Below are 19,818 nucleotides of genomic sequence, written 5' to 3'. Positions count from 1 at the left end.
CTGAACATGGGACGATTGGCCGCGGCCGCGATGCTCCCAAATTCCGATCTTGCCGCTTCACATTGCAGAAGTTTTTCCGAAAACCCCCGCGTGGCCTTCCGCGCGCTTTCGCGAGCAAGCCTGCGCGCAAGCGCGCCCCTGACGCGCATTGGATGACGCTGCTCATCCAACATGCAGTTTGCTGCGGCGGATCGATTTCCGGCCAGTGTCTCAAAAGCGCCACAGAGCTTTATCGATCACAGCTGATTGCAGCGTACGCTGCTTGCAACCAAGGGCGCGCTGCATCCGCCGATCGCCGCGCGATGGGCGCTTGGACAAGAGTTGGGCAGAGGATGGCGCTTTTCGCCTCTTACGCGCCGCGGCAAATTAGATCACAATTGAGGCATCTTCGTTCCCCTGCCCCACGACGCAGCAAATGCCTGAACCCGCGCCGGCCGATCCGAACCCTACGCCTCCGCTCCTGCAGACGATCGGGTTGACCAAGCGCTATGGCGACTTCCTTGCCAACGACGAGATCGACATCGATATCCGGCCACGCGAGATTCACGCCTTGCTCGGCGAGAACGGTGCCGGCAAGTCGACGCTGGTGAAGACGATCTACGGGCTGGTGCAGCCGAGCGCCGGTGAGTTGCGCTGGCAGGGTGTGCCCATCAAGCTGTCCGGCCCGGCCGAGGCGCGATCTCTCGGCATCGGCATGGTGTTTCAGCATTTCTCCCTGTTCGACAACCTCACCGTGGCTGAGAACGTGGCGCTCGGGCTCGACGGCAAAGAGCCATTCAAGGCCATGTCAGCGCGGCTCGCGGACGTCGCGCGCGACTACGGACTGCCGCTCGATCCGAAGCGCGAGGTCTGGCAATTGTCGGTCGGCGAGCGGCAGCGCATCGAGATCGTGCGCGCGCTGATGCAGAGTCCGAAATTCCTCATCCTGGACGAGCCCACCGCCGTGTTGACGCCGCAGGAGGCCGACCAGCTGTTCGTCGTGCTGGAGCGACTGAAAGCAGAAGGCCGCGCCATCCTCTACATCAGCCACAAGCTCGAGGAGGTGAAGCGGCTGTGCGACACCGCCACCATCCTGCGCAGCGGCAGGAAGGTCGCGACCTGCAATCCGAAGCTGGAGACGGCTGCCTCGCTGGCCCGCATGATGGTGGGGACCGAGATCAAGGAAGTGAAGCCGCCGGCCGAGCGGCGCACCACCGTGCCGCGCCTGGTCGTCAATGATCTCACCCTCGCCCCCAGCGAGCTGCATGGCGTGGGCCTCAAGAACATTTCCTTCGAACTGAAGGGCGGCGAGATCCTCGGCATTGCTGGTATCGCCGGCAACGGCCAGGACGAGCTGTTTGCTGCGCTGTCCGGCGAACGCCTCGTCAAGGAGCCTGGCACGATCATCATCGAGGGCCTCGCCTGCGGCAATCTCTCGATCAGCCAGCGCCGCAAGATGGGAGCCGCCTTCGTGCCGGAGGAGCGGCTGGGGCACGGCACCGCCCCGCGGATGAAGCTGTCGGAGAATGCGCTGCTGACGGGACACGCTGCCAGCGACATGGTCCGGCACGGCTTCATCAACGCGGCAGCGACGCTGCGGACCGTCGATCGCACCACCGAGACGTTCGATGTCCGCAAGGCGAAGCGCGATCCGGAAGCGGCGAGCCTGTCCGGCGGCAATCTGCAGAAGTTCGTCGTCGGCCGCGAGATCCTGCGCACGCCGGCGGTGCTGGTCGTCAACCAGCCGACCTGGGGCGTCGACGCCGGCGCCGCCGCGATCATCCGCCAGGCGCTGATCGATCTCGCCAGCGCGGGCGCTGCCGTCCTCGTGACCAGCCAGGACCTCGACGAACTCATCGAGATCGCCGACCGCATCGCCGTGATGTTTCACGGGCAGCTTTCGAAGGCGCTGCCACGCGCGGAGGCGACGCGCGAAAAGCTCGGCCTGTTGATGGGCGGCGCCAGCATCGAGAAGGAGGCCGCGCATGCAGCTCGTGCTTGAGAAGCGCGCCGAGCGCTCGCGCATCATTGCGCTGGTTTCGCCGCTGATCGCGATCGGGCTGACGCTCGTCACCATGAGCGTGCTGTTCGCCGTGCTCGGTAAGAACCCGATCACTGCGCTCGGCGTCTACTTCATCGCGCCGCTCACCGACGGGTATTCGCTGCAGGAGATCGCGGTGAAGGCCACGCCGCTGGTGATGATCGCGATCGGCCTGTCGCTGTGCTACCTCGCCAACGCCTGGAACATCGGTGCCGAGGGCCAGTTCCTGATCGGGGCCGTAGCCGGCAGCTGGATCGCGGTGAAGACGCAGGGCACCGAGGCGGGACACTGGGTGCTGCCGGCGATGCTGGTCGCAGGTGCCGCGGCCGGCGCCCTCTATGCGCTGATCCCGGCGCTGTGTCGCGTCAAGTTCGGCGCCAGCGAGATCCTCACCAGCCTGATGCTGGTCTACGTCGCCGATCTCCTGCTCGACTATCTCGTCCGCGGCCCCTGGCGCGACCCCGCCGGCTTCAACTTCCCCACCACGGCGGAGTTCGACCCGGTCGCGACCGTACCCGTGCTGATCGAGGGCGGACGCCTGCATCTCGGCAGCATCATCGCGCTGATTGTCGTTGCCGGCGCCTTCGTGCTGCTCGAGCGCACCATCAAGGGGTTCGAGATCCGAGTCGTGGGCGTGGCGCCGCGTGCGGCGCGGTTCGGCGGCTTCAATGCGAACCAGCTCATCCTTCTGACGTTCGCCGTGTCGGGCGCATTGGCCGGTCTCGCAGGGATCATCGAGGTGGCGGGCCCCATCGGACATCTGCAGCCCGGCATCTCGCCGGGCTATGGTTTCACCGCGATCATCGTGGCCTTTCTCGGGCGGCTCAACCCGGTTGGAATATTCATTGCAGGGCTTTTCCTCGCGTTGACGTTCATTGGCGGCGAGCAGGCCCAGATCACAATGAAGATTCCACTCGATGTGACCAAGGTGTTCCAGGGCATCCTGCTGTTCTACGTGCTCGCCTGCGATTCGCTCATCCTCTACCGTTTCAAGCTCGTCTTGGCCGCGCGGCAGGTGCAAAGTGGTGCTGGTTGAAGCAATCATCCTGTCGGTGCTCGCCGCATCGACGCCGCTGCTGCTGGCGGCCACCGGTGAGCTGGTCACCGAGCGCTCGGGTGTCCTCAATCTCGGCGTCGAGGGCATGATGATCGTCGGCGCGGCCTGCGGCTTCGGTGGGGCCTGGCTGTCCGGCTCGATCATCGTCGGCGCGCTGTGCGGCATCGTCGCCGGCATGCTGATGTCGTTGATCTTCGCGTTCATGACCCTTGGCCTCGCCGTGAACCAGGTGGCGACGGGCCTCGCGCTGACCATCCTCGGCATCGGTCTGTCCGGCCTGATCGGCGCGCGCTTCGTCGGCGAGCGCATCAGCACCGCGCCGCACCTCTCCATCCCCGGCCTCAGCGACATCCCGCTGGTCGGCCGTATCGTGTTCGGCGAGGACGCGTTCGTCTATCTGTCGCTCGCCTTGATCATCGCCGTCTGGTGGTTCCTGTACCGCACCCGTGCCGGCCTGGTGCTGCGCGCCTGCGGCGACAACCATGTCTCCGCCCACGCGCTCGGCTATCCCGTGCTGCGCATCCGTTTGCTCGCGGTGTTGTTCGGCGGCGGCTGCGCCGGGCTTGCCGGCGCCTATCTGCCGCTCGCCTACACGCCGTTCTTCATTCCCGGAATGACCGCGGGGCGCGGCTGGATCGCGCTGGCGCTGGTCGTGTTCGCGTCCTGGCGGCCGGGCCGCCTCGTCATCGGCGCCTATCTGTTCGGTGCGGTGACGATCCTGCAGCTGCATGCGCAAGGCGCCGGCGTCGGCATCCCCTCGCAGTTCATGTCGGCGCTGCCGTACCTCGCCACCGTGATCGTCCTGGTGCTGCTGTCGCGCGCCCGCACCGGCGGCTCCACCGCGCCGGCGGCGCTGGGAACGGTGTTCGTGCCGGATCGCTGAAGCAATCATCCGGAGCGCCAGCGATGGGGCGCGACGCTCTGGCTCACGAGGTTTCCCCCCGACTGTTTGGAGATATTGACGATGATGAAAAGGCTTCTGGGGGCTGCCGCCGCGTTGGTGCTGGCGGGAAGCATCGCCGGCGTGGCGCACGCCGCCGACAAGCTGAAGATCGGCTTCATCTACCTCGGGCCGATCGGCGACCTCGGCTGGACCTATCAGCATGAGCTCGCGCGCCAGGCGCTAGTGAAGGAGCTCGGTGACAAGATCGAGACGACCTATCTCGAGAATGTGCCGGAAGGCCCCGACTCCGAGCGCGCCATCGAGCAGTTGGTCCGCGCCGGCAACAAGCTGATCTTCACGACCTCGTTCGGCTACATGGATCCGACCCTGAAGGTCGCCAAGAAATATCCCAACGTGCATTTCGAGCACGCCACCGGCTACAAGCGCGACAAGAACATGTCGACCTATTCGGCGCGCTGGTATCAGGGCCGCTACATTCAGGGCATCATCGCCGGCAAGATGTCGAAAGCCGGCGTGCTCGGCTATATCGGCTCGTTCCCGATCCCGGAGGTCATCTCGGGCATCAACGCCACGATCATCGGCGCGCAGACGGTCAACCCGAACATCAAGGTCAAGATCATCTGGGCCAACACCTGGTTCGACCCAGGCAAGGAAGCCGACGCCGCCAAGGCGCTGATCGACCAGGGCGCCGACATCATCATGCAGCACACCGACAGCCCGGCCGCGATGCAGATCGCAGCCGAGCGCGGCAAGCTCGCCTTCGGCCAGGACTCCGAGATGATCAAGTTCGGCCCCAAGGCGCAGCTCACCTCGATCCTCGACACCTGGGGCCCCTACTACATCGCGCGCGTCAAGGCCGAGCTCGACGGCACCTGGAAGTCGGAGGACACCTGGGGCGGCCTCGATTCCAAGATGTTCGAGATGGCGCCCTACACCAACATGCCCGATGACGTGAAGAAGCTGGCGGAGGAGACCCAGGCGGCGATCACCGCCGGCAAGCTGCACCCGTTCAAGTGCCCGGTGCTCGGCCAGGACGGCAAGGAGATCGAGTGCAAGGGCGGCGACCATCTCGCCGACGGCCAGATCCTCGGCATGAACTTCTATGTCAAGGGCATCGACGACAAGGTGCCGGGCAAGTAATCAAGCTGGAGCTGCCGATCACCCTGCAGCTCTGCTGCGGCAGGGTGATCGGTGCTCACATTTGAGTTGGACCTTTTGTTGCGACGGATGATGAGGTAGATCGTTACCCGAATGCATCGTGTGGTACGGCCGCATCGTCTGGGTCGAGCTCCAATGATGCTCCACCTTGCGATGCCTTGACAGCCGTAACCGGGAGTTCCAACTGTGAACAGATCTATCCTGCTCGTTGCCGTCTGCACGTCGGCGCTACTGACGACTCCAGCCGCTTTCGCCAAGACCCTGGTTTTCTGCTCGGAAGGCAGCCCGGAGAACTTCTATCCCGGTGTCAACACAACTGGGACATCGTTCGATGGCAATGAGCCAATCTACAACCGCATCGTCGAGTTCGAGCGCGGCAGCACGCAAGTCGTGCCAGGTCTCGCCGAAACATGGACGATCTCGCCCGACGGCACCACCTACACGTTCAACCTCCGCAAGGGCGTGAAGTGGCATTCGACCTCCAAGTCGTTCAAGCCGACACGCGACTTCAATGCCGACGACATTCTGTTCTCGATCGAGCGGCAATGGAAGGAGGATAATCCCTATTTCAAGGTGACGAGCCCGAACCATTCGTATTTCGGCGACATGGCGATGCCGAAACTCTTGAAGTCGGTCGAGAAGATCGACGATTATACGATCAAGGTGACCCTCAATCAGCCGGAAGCCCCTTTCCTCGCGGATCTCGCGATGCCGTTCGCCGCGATCCAGTCGAAGGAATATGCCGACGCAATGCTGAAGGCCGGGACGCCCGAGAAGATCGACCAGGATCCGATCGGCACTGGTCCATTCTACCTCGTGCAGTATCAAAAGGACGCCGTGATCCGGTACAAGGCGTTTCCCCAATATTGGGGCGGCAAGGCCAAGATCGACGACCTCGTCTATGCGATCACGCCGGATGCATCCGTTCGCTGGGCCAAGCTGCAGAAGGGCGAATGCGACGTGATGCCCTATCCGAACCCGGCCGATATCGACACGATCAGGAAGGACCCGAACGTCACCGTGCTGGAGCAGCCGGGCCTCAACGTTGGGTATCTCGCCTTCAACACGCAGAAGAAGCCGTTCGATGACGTGCGCGTGCGTAAAGCGCTCAGCATGGCGATCAACAAGCAGGCGATCATCGACGCGGTCTATTTGTCGACCGGCATCGCGGCAAAGAACCCGATCCCGCCGTCGATGTGGTCCTACAACGACGCCGTCAAGGACGATCCCTATGACCCCGACGCGGCCAAGAAGCTTCTCGCCGATGCCGGATTCCCGAACGGCCTGGAGACCGATCTGTGGGCCATGCCGGTGCAGCGTCCCTACAATCCGAATGCCAAGCGCATCGCCGAGCTGATGCAGGCCGATCTCGCCAAGATCGGCGTCAAGGCCGAGATCAAGTCGTTCGAATGGGGCGAATATCGCAAGCGGCTGCAGGCCGGCGAGCACCAGATGGGCATGTACGGCTGGACCGGCGACAATGGCGATCCCGATAACTTCCTGCACACCTTGCTGGGCTGCGCCTCGGCACAATCGGCATCGGGGTCGAACATCGCAAAGTTCTGCTACAAGCCGTTCGACGAACTGGTCGTAAAGGCCAAGACCGTCAGCGACCAGGCCGAGCGTGCCAAGCTCTACGAACAGGCCCAGGTGGTCTTCAAGGAGCAAGCACCGTGGTTCACCATCGCGCATGCGGTGCAGTTGAAGCCTGTCAGCAAACGCGTGATCGACTTCAAGCTGTCGCCGTTCGGACGCCACAGCTTCTATGGCGTCGACGTCAAGGATTAGCGGACCTCAGGGCGAAGCAGCTTTCGCTGCTTCGCCGCTTCCCCTTCGCTGCCCTCCCGAAGACCTTCCGGGGAAAGCTGACAGAGCTCTGCATGTTGCGGTTCGTCTTTACCCGGCTCAGCCTCGTGGTCCCGACCTTCATCGGCATCACGTTGCTCGTGTTCGTGCTGATCCGCCTGATCCCCGGCGACCCTATCGAGACGATGGCGGGCGAACGCGGCATCGATCCGGCCCGCCTCGCGCAATTGCGCAAGGACTACGGTTTCGATCAGCCCGTGCTGGTCCAGTATGGCCTCTATCTGTCGCGGCTGGCGCACGGCGATCTCGGCCGCTCGATCGTCACCCATGAGCCGGTGATTGCCGAATTCCAGACCTTGTTCCCCGCGACGGTCGAACTGTCGGTCTGCGCGATCCTGTTTGCGCTGTGCGTAGGGCTGCCGGCCGGCATCATCGCCGCTGTCAGGCGCAACTCGATCTTCGATCATGGCGTGATGGGTATCTCGCTCACCGGCTATTCGATGCCGATTTTCTGGTGGGGACTGCTGCTGATCCTGCTGTTTTCGGTGCAGCTCGGATGGACGCCGGTGTCGGGCCGGATCGCGGTGCAGTATTTCATCGAGCCGGTGACCGGCTTCCTGCTGATCGATACGCTCCTGGCCGGTGATGTCGGCGCGTTTCGTTCGGCCCTGTCGCATCTCGTCCTGCCGACGATCGTGCTCGGCACGGTGCCGCTCGCGGTGATCGCCCGCATGACGCGGTCGGCCATGCTGGAGGTCCTGGGCGAGGACTACATCCGCACCGCCCGCGCCAAGGGGCTGCCGCCGTTCCGCGTGATCGCGATCCACGCTTTGCGCAATGCGCTGATCCCGGTGGTGACGGTGATCGGGCTTCAGGTCGGCGTGCTGTTCACCGGCGCCATCCTCACCGAGACCATCTTTTCCTGGCCGGGCGTCGGCAAATGGCTGATCGAGGGCATCAACCGCCGCGACTATCCGGTGCTGCAGGGCGGCACGCTGCTGATCGGCGCGATCGTCATGACTGTCAATCTGCTGGTTGATATCGCCTATGGCCTGATCAATCCCCGCATCCGGTACACGCGATGAGCGCCGAGAACCTCCCAGCCAACATCGTTGTGGCGCAGCCAGACGCGCCGCCGTCGCCATTGCTGGAGTTCTGGCAGGACTTCAGGAAAAACGCAGGGGCCGTCGCGGGCCTGGTCGTGATCGCGGTCCTGGTCCTGCTCGCGCTGTCGGCCGATGTCGTCGCGCCGCATTCGCCCGTGCTCACCAACAACGCGGCGTTCCTGAAGCCTCCGTTCTGGCAGCAGGGTGGATCGCTCACCTATCCGCTCGGCACCGATGCGATCGGGCGCGATATTCTGTCCCGTCTCATCCATGGCGCGCGGCTGTCGCTTCTGATCGGCATCGCGGTGGTGACGTTGTCGGTGATATCGGGCACGATTCTCGGCCTGGTTGCCGGTTTTTTCCGCGGCGTGACCGAGATCGCGATCATGCGGCTGATGGACATCACGTTGACACTGCCCAGCCTTCTGCTCGCGATTGTGATCGTCGCGATCCTCGGACCGGGCCTGATGAATGCCATGCTGGCGGTCGCGATCGTGCTGCTGCCGCACTACGTGCGAATCGCGCGTGCCGCCGTGATCAGCGAGGTCTCGAAGGACTACGTCATCGCGGCCAAGGTCGCGGGCGCCGGCCGGCTCCGCCTGATGTTCAAGGAGGTGCTGCCGAACTGCGCGGCCCCGCTGATCGTGCAGGCGACGCTCGGAATTTCCACCGCGATCCTGGACGCGGCCGCGCTCGGTTTTCTCGGTCTCGGCGCGCAACCGCCCCTGCCCGAATGGGGCACCATGCTGGCGGACGCGCGCGAATTCGTGCTGCGCGCCTGGTGGGTCGTCACGCTGCCCGGCTTGGCAATCTTGCTGACCGTTCTGGCCTTCAACCTGCTCGGCGACGGGCTGCGCGACGCGCTCGATCCCAAGCTCAAACGATGATGCACGCAGGAGAGTGAAGGCGATCCGATGCCGCTTCTCGAGATCGAAAATCTGTCGGTCGCATTTCCATCGCGGAACGGGATGGTCCGTGCCGTGGATGGCGTCAGCATCGCGCTCGACAAAGGCGAGGTGCTGGGCATCGTCGGCGAGTCCGGATCCGGCAAGAGCGTCGGCATGCTGGCCCTGATGGGACTGGTGCCCTACCCCGGCCAAGTCCAGGCCGACAAAATGTTGTTCGAGGGACGCGATCTGCAGACCCTGTCCGACCGCGAGCGGCGCGCCCTCACCGGCAAGGACGTCGCGATGATCTTCCAGGAGCCGACGACGTCGCTCAACCCCTCCTTCACGATCGGCTATCAGCTGGCCGAGACGCTGCGCATTCACGAGGGGATGAACCGCAAGGCCGCGCGGCGGCGGGTGATCGAGCTGCTGGAGCAGGTCGGCATTCCCGCCGCCGAGAGCCGGCTGTCGTCCTATCCGCACCAGCTCTCGGGCGGCATGAACCAGCGCGTCATGATCGCGATGGCGATCGCCTGCAATCCGAAGCTCCTGATTGCCGACGAGCCGACGACGGCGCTCGATGTCACCATCCAGGCCCAGATCCTCGATCTCCTGCTGTCGCTGCAGCGCGACCGCGGCATGGCGCTGATCCTCATCACCCACAACATGGGCGTGGTCTCGGACACGACCGAGCGGGTCGCGGTGATGTATGCGGGACAGATCATGGAGCAGCGCCCGACCTCGAGCCTGTTCGCCTCGCCCCAGCATCCCTACACGGCCGCCTTGCTGGCGGCGCGCCCGGAAGCGAGCGACGGGGGACGGCTCGCCACCATCCCTGGCGTGGTGCCCGGAGCTTACGACCGGCCGCCCGGGTGCCTGTTCAGCCCGCGTTGCATCTATGCGACGCCGCTGACCGATGCGGTGCGTCCCGAGTTGCGTCCCTGGAGCGATGGCCTGGTGCGTTGTCATTACCCGCTCGGCGATCCCACGCGCGAAGAGCGAATCGAGGCCGACCGGCGCGGCGCCGGTGCGCCGAGCCAGGCCCACGAGGCCCTGTCATGACGGCGCTCGTCACAGCCAGTGGTCTCAAGCGCAGCTACGAGGTCACGCAGGGCCTGTTCCGCGCCCCCGCGCATCTGCAGGCCGTTGGCGGCGTGTCCTTTGCCATTGAGGCTGGCAAGACGCTGGCGGTCGTCGGCGAATCCGGTTGCGGCAAATCAACTCTCGCACGACTCGTCACGCTCATCGAGAAGCCGAACGCCGGCACACTCATGCTCGACGGCCTCGACGCCGTCGATCCTCCGGCCGGCGCCGCGAGGACCTTGCGGCGTACCGTGCAGATCGTGTTTCAAAATCCATATGGCTCGCTCAACCCGCGCAAGCGCGTCGGCGCCATCCTCGAGGAGCCGCTGATCATCAACACCGACCTCACCAAGCAGGAGCGGCGCGCGCAGGCGCTCGACATGATGGCGAAGGTCGGGCTGCGTCCGGAGCATCATGGCCGCTATCCGCACATGTTCTCCGGCGGCCAGCGGCAGCGCATCGCGATCGCGCGCGCCCTGATGTTGCGGCCGAAGCTCTTGGTCGCCGACGAGCCGGTCTCCGCGCTCGATATGTCGGTGCAGGCGCAGGTGCTCAACCTGCTGGCCGATCTGCAGCGTGAGCTGGGGCTCGCTTATCTCTTCATCTCGCACGACCTCGGTGTTGTCAGGCACATCGCCGACGACGTGCTGATCATGTATCTGGGACTGGTCATGGAGCACGGGCCGAAGGAGCGCATTTTCGCGCGGCCACTTCATCCCTATGCGCAGGCCCTGGTCGACGCCACGCCGGGCCTTGGCCGCAAACGTCAGCGGATCGTGCCCAAGGGCGAGTTGCCGTCGCCGCTCGACCCACTGGCAGGCTGCGTGTTTTCGACCCGCTGTCCCCATGTGACGGATCTCTGCCGCGCGCAGCGCCCGCCGCTGCGCCCGCTCGACGGCCGCCTCGTCGCCTGCCATTACGCCGAGCGCTTCCTGGACCCACAGCTGGCCTGACAATCGTCTTCACCCCGCCTGCATCTGACCTGCCGCCGCACTGTGGCGCCGGATCAGCCGGGTGACATCGAGCCCCGGAATGGCGCCGTCGATCACGGTCCAGCGGCCGCCGACCATCACGCGATCGGCGCGATGCGCGCCGCACAGCACCAGCGCCGCGATCGGATCCCCTGAACCCGAGAAGCGCAGCTCGTCGAGCTTGAACAGCGCGAGGTCGGCGGCCTTGCCGACCGCAATCTCGCCGAGCTCGGGCCGACCGACGCAGGCGGCCGAGCCCTTCGTCGCCCACCGCAGCGCATCCTTGTGGCTGATCCGGCTAACGCCGTAGCGCGCCCGCTGAAGCAGGAAAGCGGAGCGCACCTCCTGCATCAGGTTGGAGCCGTCGTTCGAGGCCGAGCCATCGACGCCAAGGCCGATGCCGACGCCCGCCTCTTCCATCTCGCACACCGGACAGCAGCCGGAGGCGAGCAACTGGTTCGAGCAGGCGCAGTGCGTGATCGTCGTCCTCGCCTTGCCGAGCCGCTTCATCTCCTCGGCATTGAAGAAGATGCCGTGCGCAAGCCAGGTGCGCGGACCAAGCCAACCCTGCTTTTCGAGATAATCCAGCGGACGACAGCCGAACATCGCCTCGCAGAAGCGGTTCTCATCCTCGGTCTCGGCGAGATGCGTGTGCAGCCGCACGTCGAGCTTGTCGGCGAGATCAGCCGTCTTCTGCATCAGCGATCCCGTCACCGAGAACGGCGAGCACGGCGCCAGCGCGATCTGCACCATCGCATCCGGCCCGCGCTCGTGATAGCTCGCGACCACGCGCTCGCTGTCGGCGAGGATCGTGTCCTCGTCCTGCACCACGCTGTCCGGCGGCAACCCACCGTCGCGCTCCGACAGATTCATCGAGCCGCGGGTCAATAGCACCCGAATGCCGAGCCGCTTCGCCACCGCGACCTCGATGCCAACTGCATCTTCGAGCCCGGCGGGGAAGACGTAGTGATGATCTGTCGTGGTCGTACAACCCGACAGCATCAGCTCGGCCATCGCGACCGAGACCGCCGCATCCAGCGCCTCCGGGGTCAGCTTCGCCCAGATCGGATAGAGCGCCTTCAGCCAAGGGAACAGCTCGCGGTCCATCGCGGCCGGCAGCGCGCGCGTCAACGTCTGGTAGAAGTGATGATGGGTATTGATCAGCCCGGGGATCACGACATGCGCGCTGGCATCATAGGTCGCCGCATCAGCGGTGGCCGGCTCGGCACCGGCAGGCACCAGCTCGACGATGCGGCCGTCCTTGACGACGACACCGCGCGCAGCATCCTCGGCGAGAATGGCGAGCGGGTCCTTGATCCAGATCGGCGTCGTGCTCATGGCTGCCTCGTCTCGTTGATTGGGCGTTTGCGTGTGCCGGTAACTTGCAAGCGGAAGGCCAGCGTCATCCTATTGCCAGTTGGCGCTGGTCTTGCAAGGATTCCACCCGCGATAGGCTGCGCCCACGAGCTGGCATCACCATGGATCTGAACACCATCACGGAGGTCGTGCGCCCGAGAACGCGGGCCGAGCTGCCCAGCTGGCAGGCAGGCGATGCCTGGCTGGCCGGCGGCACGTGGCTGTTCTCCGAACCGCAGGCGCAGCTGTCGCGGCTGATCGATCTCAGCGAGCTCGCCTGGCCGCCACTCACCATCAGCGATCAGGGCCTATGCATCGCCGCGACCTGCAGCGTCGCCGCGCTGGACGCGCTGCCCTGCCCGGCCGACTGGATCGCGGCGCCCCTGATCGATCAATGCTGCCGCGCGTTCCTCGCTTCCTTCAAGATCTGGAAGACGGCGACCGTCGGCGGCAATCTCTGCATGTCGCTGCCGGCCGGGCCGATGATCTCGCTGCTCGCCGCGCTCGAGGGCGTCTGCACGATCTGGAGGAGCGACGGCAGCGAGCAGCGCATAGAGGTCACCGACTTCGTCACCGGCAACAACAGCAACGTGCTCGCGCCTGGAGACCTGTTGCGCGAGATCGACATTCCGCTGGCCGCGCTCAAGCGCCGCACCGCCTTCCGCCAGATCGCACTCACCCCGGTCGGACGCTCCGGCGCGCTGCTGATCGGAACCTCGGGCCGCAACGGCGACCTGCTGCTCACCGTAACCGGATCGACCGTCAAGCCGCTGCAGCTGCGCTTTGCCAGCATGCCCGACGCAACCTTGCTGCGCGCGAGCATCTTCGGCGACATCCCCGATACGTCGTATCATGATGATGTTCATGGCAAGCCCGCCTGGCGCAAGGCAATGACCCTGCGCCTCGCCGAGGAGATTCGCGCCGAGCTCGCTGGCGGCGCGCGGCCATGAGCGTGATCGTCGATGGCAAGGAAGTCGATGCTGCCCCGCGCCCCGGACAGTGCCTGCGGACCTTTCTGCGCGACGCCGGCCATTTCGGCGTCAAGAAGGGCTGCGACGCCGGTGATTGCGGCGCCTGCACCGTGCTGCTCGATGGCGAGCCGGTGCACAGCTGCCTGATCCCCGCCTTTCGCGCCGAGGGCAAGGCGGTCACGACTGTCGAAGGTCTCGCCGCCGATGACGGCCTGCATCCGATGCAGCAGGCCTTCCTCGATGCGCAGGCGTTCCAATGCGGCTTCTGCACCGCAGGCATGATCGTCACCTGCGCCTCGCTGAACCAGGCGCAGGTGAAGGATCTCGGCGCGGCGCTGAAGGGCAATCTGTGCCGCTGCACCGGTTATCGCGCCATCGAGGACGCGCTGCTCGGCCTCACCCATGTCGAGGATGTCACGGCCGGCGAAGCCTTCGGCCGCAGCCTGCCCGCGCCCGCCGGCCCCGACGTCGTGCGCGGCCGGGCACGCTACACCTTCGACACGACGGTCAAGGGCCTGCTGCACGTCAAACTCGCGCGCTCGCCGCACGCGCATGCGCGTATCGTCGGCATCGACAAGAGGGCCGCGCTGGCCGTGCCCGGCGTGCATGCAGTGCTGACGCATGAGGATGCGCCGGCGACGCTGTTCTCCACCGCGCGCCATGAGCAGGCCTGGATGGATCCGGCCGACACCCGCGTGCTCGACGACATCGTCCGCTTCATCGGCCAGAAGGTCGCCGCCGTGGTCGCCGACAGCGAGGCCGCCGCCGAGGAAGGTTGCCGACGACTCGTCGTCGACTACGAGATCCTGCCTGCCGTGGTCGATCCCGAAACCGCGATCGCGCCCGGCGCGCCCGTCATTCACGCCGGCCGCACAGCTGCGCATCGCATCGCGGACGTCAGCCGCAACATCGTCGCCGAGACCCACGGCGAGCTTGGCAACGTCGCCGCCGCGCTCGCGTCTGCCGCCGCGACCTATGAAGGCACCTTCACCACGCAGCGGGTGCAGCACGCCGCCCTGGAAACGCACGGCGGTCTCGCCTGGCTCGACGACCACGGCGTGCTCACCGTCCGTTCCAGCACGCAAGTGCCGTTCCTGACACGGCGGGCGCTGTGCGAAATCTTCGACCTGCCTTCCGACCAGGTCCGCGTGTTCTGCGAGCGCGTCGGCGGCGGCTTCGGCGGCAAACAGGAGATGTTCGTCGAGGATATCCTCGCGCTCGCCGCGCTGAAGACCAACCGTCCCGTCAAGCTCGAATTCACCCGAGAGGAGCAGTTCATCGCGACCTCGACGCGACATCCGATGCGTGTCACGATCAAAGCGGGCGCCGACAGCGACGGCAAGCTGACCGCGCTGCAGCTCGATGTAGTCTCCAACACCGGCGCTTACGGCAATCACGCCGGGCCCGTGCTGTTCCATGCCTGCGGCGAGTCGATCTCGGTCTACAATTGTCCCAACAAGAAGGTCGACGCGATCGCCGTCTACACCAACACGGTGCCGGCCGGCGCCTATCGCGGCTACGGCCTGCCGCAAACCACCTTCGCGGTCGAAGCCGCAATCGATGAGCTCGCGCGGCAGCTCGGCATCGACGTTGTCGAGATGCGACGCCGCAATATCGTCAGGCCCGGCGATCCCATGCTGGCGCCGCCGGCATCGGAGCACAGCGACGTGCTGTACGGCTCCTACGGGCTCGACCAGTGCCTCGATCTGGTCGAGCGCGCGATGGCCGAGGCGACGCCGACGCCGGAGCTGTCGGCCGATTGGCTGACGGGCGATGGCATCGCGCTGACGATGATCGATACGGTGCCGCCTGACGGCCACTTCGCCGACGCCGCCATCAGCCTGCGCGACGACGGCGGCTTCGTGCTCACCGTCGGCACCGCCGAGTTCGGCAATGGCACCAGCACCGTGCATCGCCAGATCGCGGCGACCGTGCTCGGCACCACGCCCGACCGCATCACCCTCGAGCAGTCCGACACCGCCCATGGCGGCCACGACACCGGCGCCTACGGCTCGACCGGCACGTTCGTGGCCGGCCGCGCCACGCAGGCCGCGGCGGAGGCGCTCGCCGAGACGCTCAAGCGCTTCGCCGCCGATCATTGGAACCTGGATCCGGACGGCTGCCGGATCGCTGACAATGCGATCAGTTGCGGCGCTCGGCGCCTGTCCTTTTCCGAGATTGCCAAGCTCAGCGGATCGCCGCTCACGGCAAGCGGCAACTCGCAGGGCACGCCGCGCTCGGTCGCGTTCAACGTCCAGGGCTTTCGCGTCGCCGTGAACAAGCACACCGGCGTGGTCAAGATCCTCAAGAGCGTGCAGGCCGCGGATGCTGGCCGCGTCGCCAATCCGATGCAGTGCCGCGGCCAGATCGAGGGCGGCGTCGCGCAGTCGCTGGGTGCTGCGCTCTACGAGGAGATCGTGATCGACGAGACGGGCCGCGTGATCAATCCGCGCTTCCGCGACTACCATGTGCCGTCCTATGCCGACGTGCCGCGCACCGAAGTGCTGTTTGCCGACACCAGCGATACGATCGGCCCATTGGGGGCGAAGTCGATGAGCGAGAGCCCCTACAATCCGGTCGCCGCCGCGCTCGGCAACGCGCTGCGTGCCGCCACCGGCATCCGCTTCACCGCCGTGCCGTTCAAGCCGGACCGGCTGTTTCCGCAGTTGGAGGAGAAATTCGGCGAATGAGCCAATGATGGCGGCGATCCGGGGACGCGCATGAGCGAGACATTTCGTCCGGTCGACGAGCGTCCGGCGGCCACCAGCTCCTCAGCGCAGCACGTCCGAGGTGGGAGATGGCTGCGCTAGGGCTTCGACCGGCGATCGTAGGACCAGCCGAACAGGCCGCTTCGCTCGGTCTCGGGCTCCGGCTCGGCTCCCGGAGCAGATTGCGTCGGCTGCGCGGCCGCCTGTGGCGCGGCAGGCGCGACCGGCTTTGGAATGGTCTCGCACTTCATCGAATAGACCAGCTTGCCGTCCTCGGTGCGCCCGATCGGCGCGCAGGCATCGGCGCGCCTGGCGGCTGCCGGCTTCGGCGCGGGCGCTGTCTGCGCCAAGGCGGATTGCACCAAGGCGGGCTGCGCCATCACCAGAATGATCAGGACCGGTCTCTTCATCGCGTCCGCCATGCGTCGTTACCGGATGCATTGAACGCAATCGCGCGGTCGAAGTCCACCAGATCAAGCGCGCATGAAGGCCTGTCTCCTGTGCACGGCCTGCCAAAGCGATGCGCTGGAAATCACACGGGATCGATGCAACAGATGGGGCGCAGGCGGCCGTCCTTCGGCGCGTGCTGCACAAAGGAGATGAGCGCACGATGTGGGCCTCGATCATATCGGAATGGCTGAGCCTGATCTTCCGCTGGCTGCACGTGGTCGCGGCGGTGGCGTGGATCGGGAGCTCGTTCTACTTCATCGCGCTCGATCTCAGCCTGAAGCCGCGTGAGGGCCTGCCGACGGGCGTGATGGGCGAGGCCTGGCAGGTCCATGGCGGCGGCTTCTACCACATCGTCAAATATCTGGTGGCGCCGGCGCAGATGCCGAGCGAGCTGACCTGGTTCAAATGGGAGGCCTACACCACCTGGCTGTCCGGCTTCGTGCTGATGATCGTGGTGTATTATCTCAACGCCGACCTGTTCCTGGTCGACAAGTCGATCCTCGATCTCACGCCCGTTCAGGCCGGCCTGTTCAGCTTCGGCTCGCTGGCGCTGGCGTGGCTGCTGTACGAGGGCGCCTGCCGCAGCGGCCTTGCCAGGCACGAGCTGCCGTTCGCGATCGGCGGCTACATCTTCCTCGTCGCGCTCACCTACGCCTTCACCCACGTGCTGAGCGGCCGCGGCGCCTTCAACCAGATCGGCGCGATCATCGGCACCATCATGGTCGCCAACGTGTTCGCGGTGATCATCCCCAACCAAAAGAAGATCGTTGCCGCGTTGATCGCAGGTCAGGCCCCGGACCCCAGGCTCGGCAAGACCGGCAAGGAGCGATCGGTCCACAACAACTATCTGACCCTGCCGGTCGTGGTGCTGATGATCAGCAATCACTATCCGCTGCTGTTCGGCACCCGATACAATTGGGCGATCGTCGCCATCGTGCTCGCGCTCGGGCCGGTGATCCGCCACTTCTTCAACGCGCGTCACAAGGGTCATCCGTCGCCATGGTGGGTGTGGGGCGTTGCGGCCGCGGGCATGATCGGCATCCTGCTGTTGTCCGCGGCGGGCCCTCGCGACGCCAAGACGGCGATGAGCGCGCCGCCAACATTCGCCCAGGTCGAGGAGATCGTGACCTCCCGCTGCAGCATGTGCCACGCCGCCGAGCCCGTATGGGACGGCATCGTCGCAGCCCCCAAGGGCGTGCGGCTCGACACCGCCGACAACATCCAGCGCAATGCACGGCTGATCGCGCGCAACGCCGCGTGGTCGAGCGCCATGCCGCCCGGCAACGTCACCGAGATCACCGGCGAGGAGCGCGCCGTGCTCGCGGCGTGGGCGGGCGCGCAATAGCCGCTCACCTTCACTGTCCTCTTCACCTGTCAAACAGCTCGTTCGCCGAGCCCACGCACCCGCGCGAGCTCATGCGCCCTGGCAACGGTTCGACTTTCAATCATCGCGGTTCTCTAGGAGAAGACGTACCACGGCGCTCCCCCGGCGCGATCGGCCCGGGTTGCGTATATCGTTCGCCCTCACGGGCGCGGGGCATGTTCTCGGCGCGCAACAAGCACTCGACCCATCGTTCCGGCATTCGCCGACAACGCAGCCGTCGGCTCGGTCCATTGCGCGACGGCGTGCTTGCAGATGCTCGCTTCGGTTCCCCACGACGCATGCGTGAAGCCGACGCTGGGACAACCGGATTTTCACAACGCGCAGTTGAGCTGAGATCCGAGCAACGACGATTGAGTTGGAGCGCATCCGATTGTCGTCATGACCTTGCGGCAAAATTTACCACCCATTGGGACGCGGCTTGGCTGCAGAAAACATGGCGCTAGAGTGGCGCCCACAATCAGCTATCAGCGAAACGCTCCATCATGTCGATCTCCGTCAAAGGCCGGCTGGCCATTGTCGCGCTCATCGCGCTTGCCTGCTTCGCAAGCTCGGTGCTGAAGCTCTATCTGGGGCTGCTGTGCATCTCGCTGCTCGTGAGTTTTGCCGTGGTCGGCGTCGTGGCCCGGCTGGTCGAAGGGATCGCCAGCAGACGCAATCGGAGCGGCGAGCAGCGGCTGGCCCATCGTCGCGATCGCCCTGCTCTCGTCGAGGGCCCACAGCCGCTGTCGATGACGACGATGGATCATGTCGACACGCCATCGCCGGCGGGGCCCGTGCGATGAGCGGGATGCATAGGGCCGCGCCGGCCTCGTCGTTCCGTCTGATCTGCAGCATCGTCGGCGGCACCGAACGACCCTCGCGGTCGTCGATCATCCGTCTCGCGATCGAGCGCTGAAGGACTGGCATTATCGGACACCGGAGACTGGCAAATGGTGCTACGAGTTCGACCGCTGGAACGGCGAGGACCAGATCATCCTCTCGGCCAAGCCGATCGAGGACACAGCGACGCCGCGCTCGGTGGCGATCCATCGGAAAAGGAGCGAGTGGCCGTTCAGGTCGCCGCACTGATCGCGTCGATACGGCGTCTGTACCTCACCCCTTCGGCCGCTTCCGCTTCGCCTCCAGCGCCGTGAGATAGGTTGCCATCATCTCCGGCAGCGCGGCGACGACGACGTCGCGACTGCACGGATCCTGCTCGCGCGTGAACAGCAGGGTACCGAGCACGACGGCATCGAGCGTGGTGGCCGCCTGTTGGCCCAGTTCGTCGCCGAGCCTGGCACGCATGACGCGGTCGATGAGGGCCCTGAACTCGGCATGCATGGTCTGATCGTGCAGATCCAGCGTCGCCAGCGCATCTGGATGGCGAACGAAGTAGCGAATCGCCCAGCCTATCAACTGCTCGATGACCTGCGGCGGCGACATCGCTGCCCATTCCGCATCGCTTCGCTGCAGCACGCGATCGAACGCCGGCTGCAGCTCGGCATCGTGACGCTCGGCGAGCGCGTCGAGCATCTGCTCCTTGTCACGGAAGAAGTGATAGACCGAGCCGATCGACGCGCCGGCGCGCTGGGCTGCGGCGTGCATGCCGACGGCACCGATCCCGGCCTCGGCGATGATGGCGGCCGCCGCGTCGAGCAACTGCTCGCGGCGCTCACGGCCGCGCGCCTGGCGGGGCGCACGAGCCGCCGTGCGCGCGGGGTCATTCAGGTCGGTCGCAGCTTTCCGTCGCACGTTCGCGTCATGCCTTCGTTCATCGCGGCGGCAGCGATGCCGATGTCCCCAACAGGAGCGCTCGACAAGCCGCATAGGGGTAATTAGAAACCGCCACGAGAATGTTACTAGACGATATATTCTAGATTTGATTGTCTAATTCACGCACTGTCAAGAGGATGGTGTTCAACTCTCGCGTGAACCTGCTTCCTTGCAACGGCGGGCGGCTGAGCGAATTCTGCGGGCT

Annotated in this window: 16 protein-coding genes; 13 read left to right on the top strand and 3 right to left on the bottom strand. The window is 65.6% G+C overall.

Annotated features, from left to right (window positions below; all coding sequences use genetic code 11):
- Positions 1-415: 415 nt before the first annotated feature.
- From QW881_RS08305 to QW881_RS08265, 9 genes are all read left to right on the top strand, one after another.
- Positions 416-1,981: an ABC transporter ATP-binding protein gene (locus QW881_RS08305; protein ID WP_316158191.1), complete on the top strand. Its 1,566-nt coding sequence runs from the start codon at positions 416-418 to the stop codon at positions 1,979-1,981.
- Positions 1,965-3,056 (top strand): ABC transporter permease, encoded by a 1,092-nt coding sequence (locus QW881_RS08300; RefSeq protein ID WP_315755375.1) that lies wholly within the window; start codon positions 1,965-1,967, stop codon positions 3,054-3,056. The genes QW881_RS08305 and QW881_RS08300 overlap by 17 nt, the downstream gene beginning before the upstream one ends.
- Positions 3,043-3,960 (top strand): ABC transporter permease, encoded by a 918-nt coding sequence (locus QW881_RS08295; protein WP_315738536.1) that lies wholly within the window; start codon positions 3,043-3,045, stop codon positions 3,958-3,960. The genes QW881_RS08300 and QW881_RS08295 overlap by 14 nt, the downstream gene beginning before the upstream one ends.
- An 81-nt stretch (positions 3,961-4,041) precedes the next feature.
- Positions 4,042-5,121 (top strand): BMP family ABC transporter substrate-binding protein, encoded by a 1,080-nt coding sequence (locus tag QW881_RS08290; RefSeq protein WP_315755373.1) that lies wholly within the window; start codon positions 4,042-4,044, stop codon positions 5,119-5,121.
- A gap of 204 nt (positions 5,122-5,325) precedes the next feature.
- Positions 5,326-6,927: an ABC transporter substrate-binding protein gene (locus QW881_RS08285; RefSeq protein WP_315755372.1), complete on the top strand. Its 1,602-nt coding sequence runs from the start codon at positions 5,326-5,328 to the stop codon at positions 6,925-6,927.
- 92 nt (positions 6,928-7,019) lie between these two features.
- On the top strand, positions 7,020-8,030 hold the full coding sequence (locus QW881_RS08280) for an ABC transporter permease subunit (protein ID WP_315755371.1): 1,011 nt from the start codon (positions 7,020-7,022) through the stop codon (positions 8,028-8,030).
- Complete coding sequence (locus QW881_RS08275; RefSeq protein ID WP_315755370.1) at positions 8,027-8,938, top strand: ABC transporter permease subunit; 912 nt, start codon at positions 8,027-8,029, stop codon at positions 8,936-8,938. Before QW881_RS08280 ends, QW881_RS08275 begins: the two co-directional genes overlap by 4 nt.
- Before the next feature lie 27 nt (positions 8,939-8,965).
- Positions 8,966-10,000: an ABC transporter ATP-binding protein gene (locus QW881_RS08270; RefSeq protein WP_315755368.1), complete on the top strand. Its 1,035-nt coding sequence runs from the start codon at positions 8,966-8,968 to the stop codon at positions 9,998-10,000.
- Positions 9,997-10,974 carry a peptide ABC transporter ATP-binding protein gene (locus QW881_RS08265; RefSeq protein ID WP_316158187.1) on the top strand — a complete coding sequence of 326 codons (978 nt, stop codon included), beginning with the start codon at positions 9,997-9,999 and terminating at the stop codon, positions 10,972-10,974. The genes QW881_RS08270 and QW881_RS08265 overlap by 4 nt, the downstream gene beginning before the upstream one ends.
- Positions 10,975-10,983: 9 nt before the next feature.
- Here the strand turns inward: QW881_RS08265 and QW881_RS08260 are convergent, their stop codons facing one another.
- A complete protein-coding gene (locus QW881_RS08260) occupies positions 10,984-12,330 on the bottom strand; it encodes an 8-oxoguanine deaminase (protein ID WP_315755366.1) in 1,347 nt (448 codons plus the stop codon).
- A 140-nt stretch (positions 12,331-12,470) separates the two neighbouring features.
- Here QW881_RS08260 and QW881_RS08255 point away from each other — a divergent pair, with 140 nt between their 5' ends.
- Positions 12,471-13,298 carry an FAD binding domain-containing protein gene (locus QW881_RS08255; RefSeq protein ID WP_315755365.1) on the top strand — a complete coding sequence of 276 codons (828 nt, stop codon included), beginning with the start codon at positions 12,471-12,473 and terminating at the stop codon, positions 13,296-13,298.
- Positions 13,295-16,009: a molybdopterin-dependent oxidoreductase gene (locus tag QW881_RS08250; protein WP_315755364.1), complete on the top strand. Its 2,715-nt coding sequence runs from the start codon at positions 13,295-13,297 to the stop codon at positions 16,007-16,009. The genes QW881_RS08255 and QW881_RS08250 overlap by 4 nt, the downstream gene beginning before the upstream one ends.
- A 116-nt stretch (positions 16,010-16,125) precedes the next feature.
- On the opposite strand, the gene QW881_RS08245 is transcribed toward QW881_RS08250, so the two are convergent.
- Positions 16,126-16,437, bottom strand: a complete 312-nt coding sequence (locus QW881_RS08245; RefSeq protein WP_315755363.1) for a hypothetical protein — start codon at positions 16,435-16,437, stop codon at positions 16,126-16,128.
- A 200-nt stretch (positions 16,438-16,637) separates the two neighbouring features.
- Here QW881_RS08245 and QW881_RS08240 point away from each other — a divergent pair, with 200 nt between their 5' ends.
- Entirely contained in the window at positions 16,638-17,822 is a 1,185-nt protein-coding gene (locus tag QW881_RS08240; protein WP_315755362.1) for a urate hydroxylase PuuD, read from the top strand.
- A 521-nt stretch (positions 17,823-18,343) separates the two neighbouring features.
- Positions 18,344-18,643, top strand: coding sequence for a hypothetical protein (locus QW881_RS08235; RefSeq protein WP_315755361.1), 300 nt, complete (start codon positions 18,344-18,346; stop codon positions 18,641-18,643).
- Between the two features lie 310 nt (positions 18,644-18,953).
- Here QW881_RS08235 and QW881_RS08230 read toward each other — a convergent pair whose 3' ends face one another.
- On the bottom strand, positions 18,954-19,592 hold the full coding sequence (locus QW881_RS08230) for a TetR/AcrR family transcriptional regulator (protein ID WP_315755360.1): 639 nt from the start codon (positions 19,590-19,592) through the stop codon (positions 18,954-18,956).
- Positions 19,593-19,818 lie beyond the last annotated feature (226 nt).

It is taken from the genome of Bradyrhizobium sp. SZCCHNS3016, from assembly GCF_032484535.1.
In the GTDB taxonomy this organism is placed as follows: domain Bacteria; phylum Pseudomonadota; class Alphaproteobacteria; order Rhizobiales; family Xanthobacteraceae; genus Bradyrhizobium.
This window is presented reverse-complemented; position numbering and strand designations above follow the sequence as displayed.

Excerpts from the sequence above, each read along its gene's own strand:
- QW881_RS08290 (WP_315755373.1), top strand. The coding sequence starts at position 4,042 with ATGATGAAAAGGCTTCTGGGGGCTGCCGCCGCGTTGGTGCTGGCGGGA.
- QW881_RS08260 (WP_315755366.1), bottom strand. The coding sequence starts at position 12,330 with ATGAGCACGACGCCGATCTGGATCAAGGACCCGCTCGCCATTCTCGCC.
- QW881_RS08250 (WP_315755364.1), top strand. The coding sequence starts at position 13,295 with ATGAGCGTGATCGTCGATGGCAAGGAAGTCGATGCTGCCCCGCGCCCC.
- QW881_RS08240 (WP_315755362.1), top strand. The coding sequence starts at position 16,638 with ATGTGGGCCTCGATCATATCGGAATGGCTGAGCCTGATCTTCCGCTGG.
- QW881_RS08280 (WP_315755371.1), top strand. The coding sequence starts at position 7,020 with ATGTTGCGGTTCGTCTTTACCCGGCTCAGCCTCGTGGTCCCGACCTTC.
- QW881_RS08275 (WP_315755370.1), top strand. The coding sequence starts at position 8,027 with ATGAGCGCCGAGAACCTCCCAGCCAACATCGTTGTGGCGCAGCCAGAC.
- QW881_RS08245 (WP_315755363.1), bottom strand. The coding sequence starts at position 16,437 with ATGAAGAGACCGGTCCTGATCATTCTGGTGATGGCGCAGCCCGCCTTG.
- QW881_RS08235 (WP_315755361.1), top strand. The coding sequence starts at position 18,344 with ATGTCGATCTCCGTCAAAGGCCGGCTGGCCATTGTCGCGCTCATCGCG.
- QW881_RS08270 (WP_315755368.1), top strand. The coding sequence starts at position 8,966 with ATGCCGCTTCTCGAGATCGAAAATCTGTCGGTCGCATTTCCATCGCGG.
- QW881_RS08305 (WP_316158191.1), top strand. The coding sequence starts at position 416 with ATGCCTGAACCCGCGCCGGCCGATCCGAACCCTACGCCTCCGCTCCTG.
- QW881_RS08300 (WP_315755375.1), top strand. The coding sequence starts at position 1,965 with ATGCAGCTCGTGCTTGAGAAGCGCGCCGAGCGCTCGCGCATCATTGCG.
- QW881_RS08255 (WP_315755365.1), top strand. The coding sequence starts at position 12,471 with ATGGATCTGAACACCATCACGGAGGTCGTGCGCCCGAGAACGCGGGCC.
- QW881_RS08265 (WP_316158187.1), top strand. The coding sequence starts at position 9,997 with ATGACGGCGCTCGTCACAGCCAGTGGTCTCAAGCGCAGCTACGAGGTC.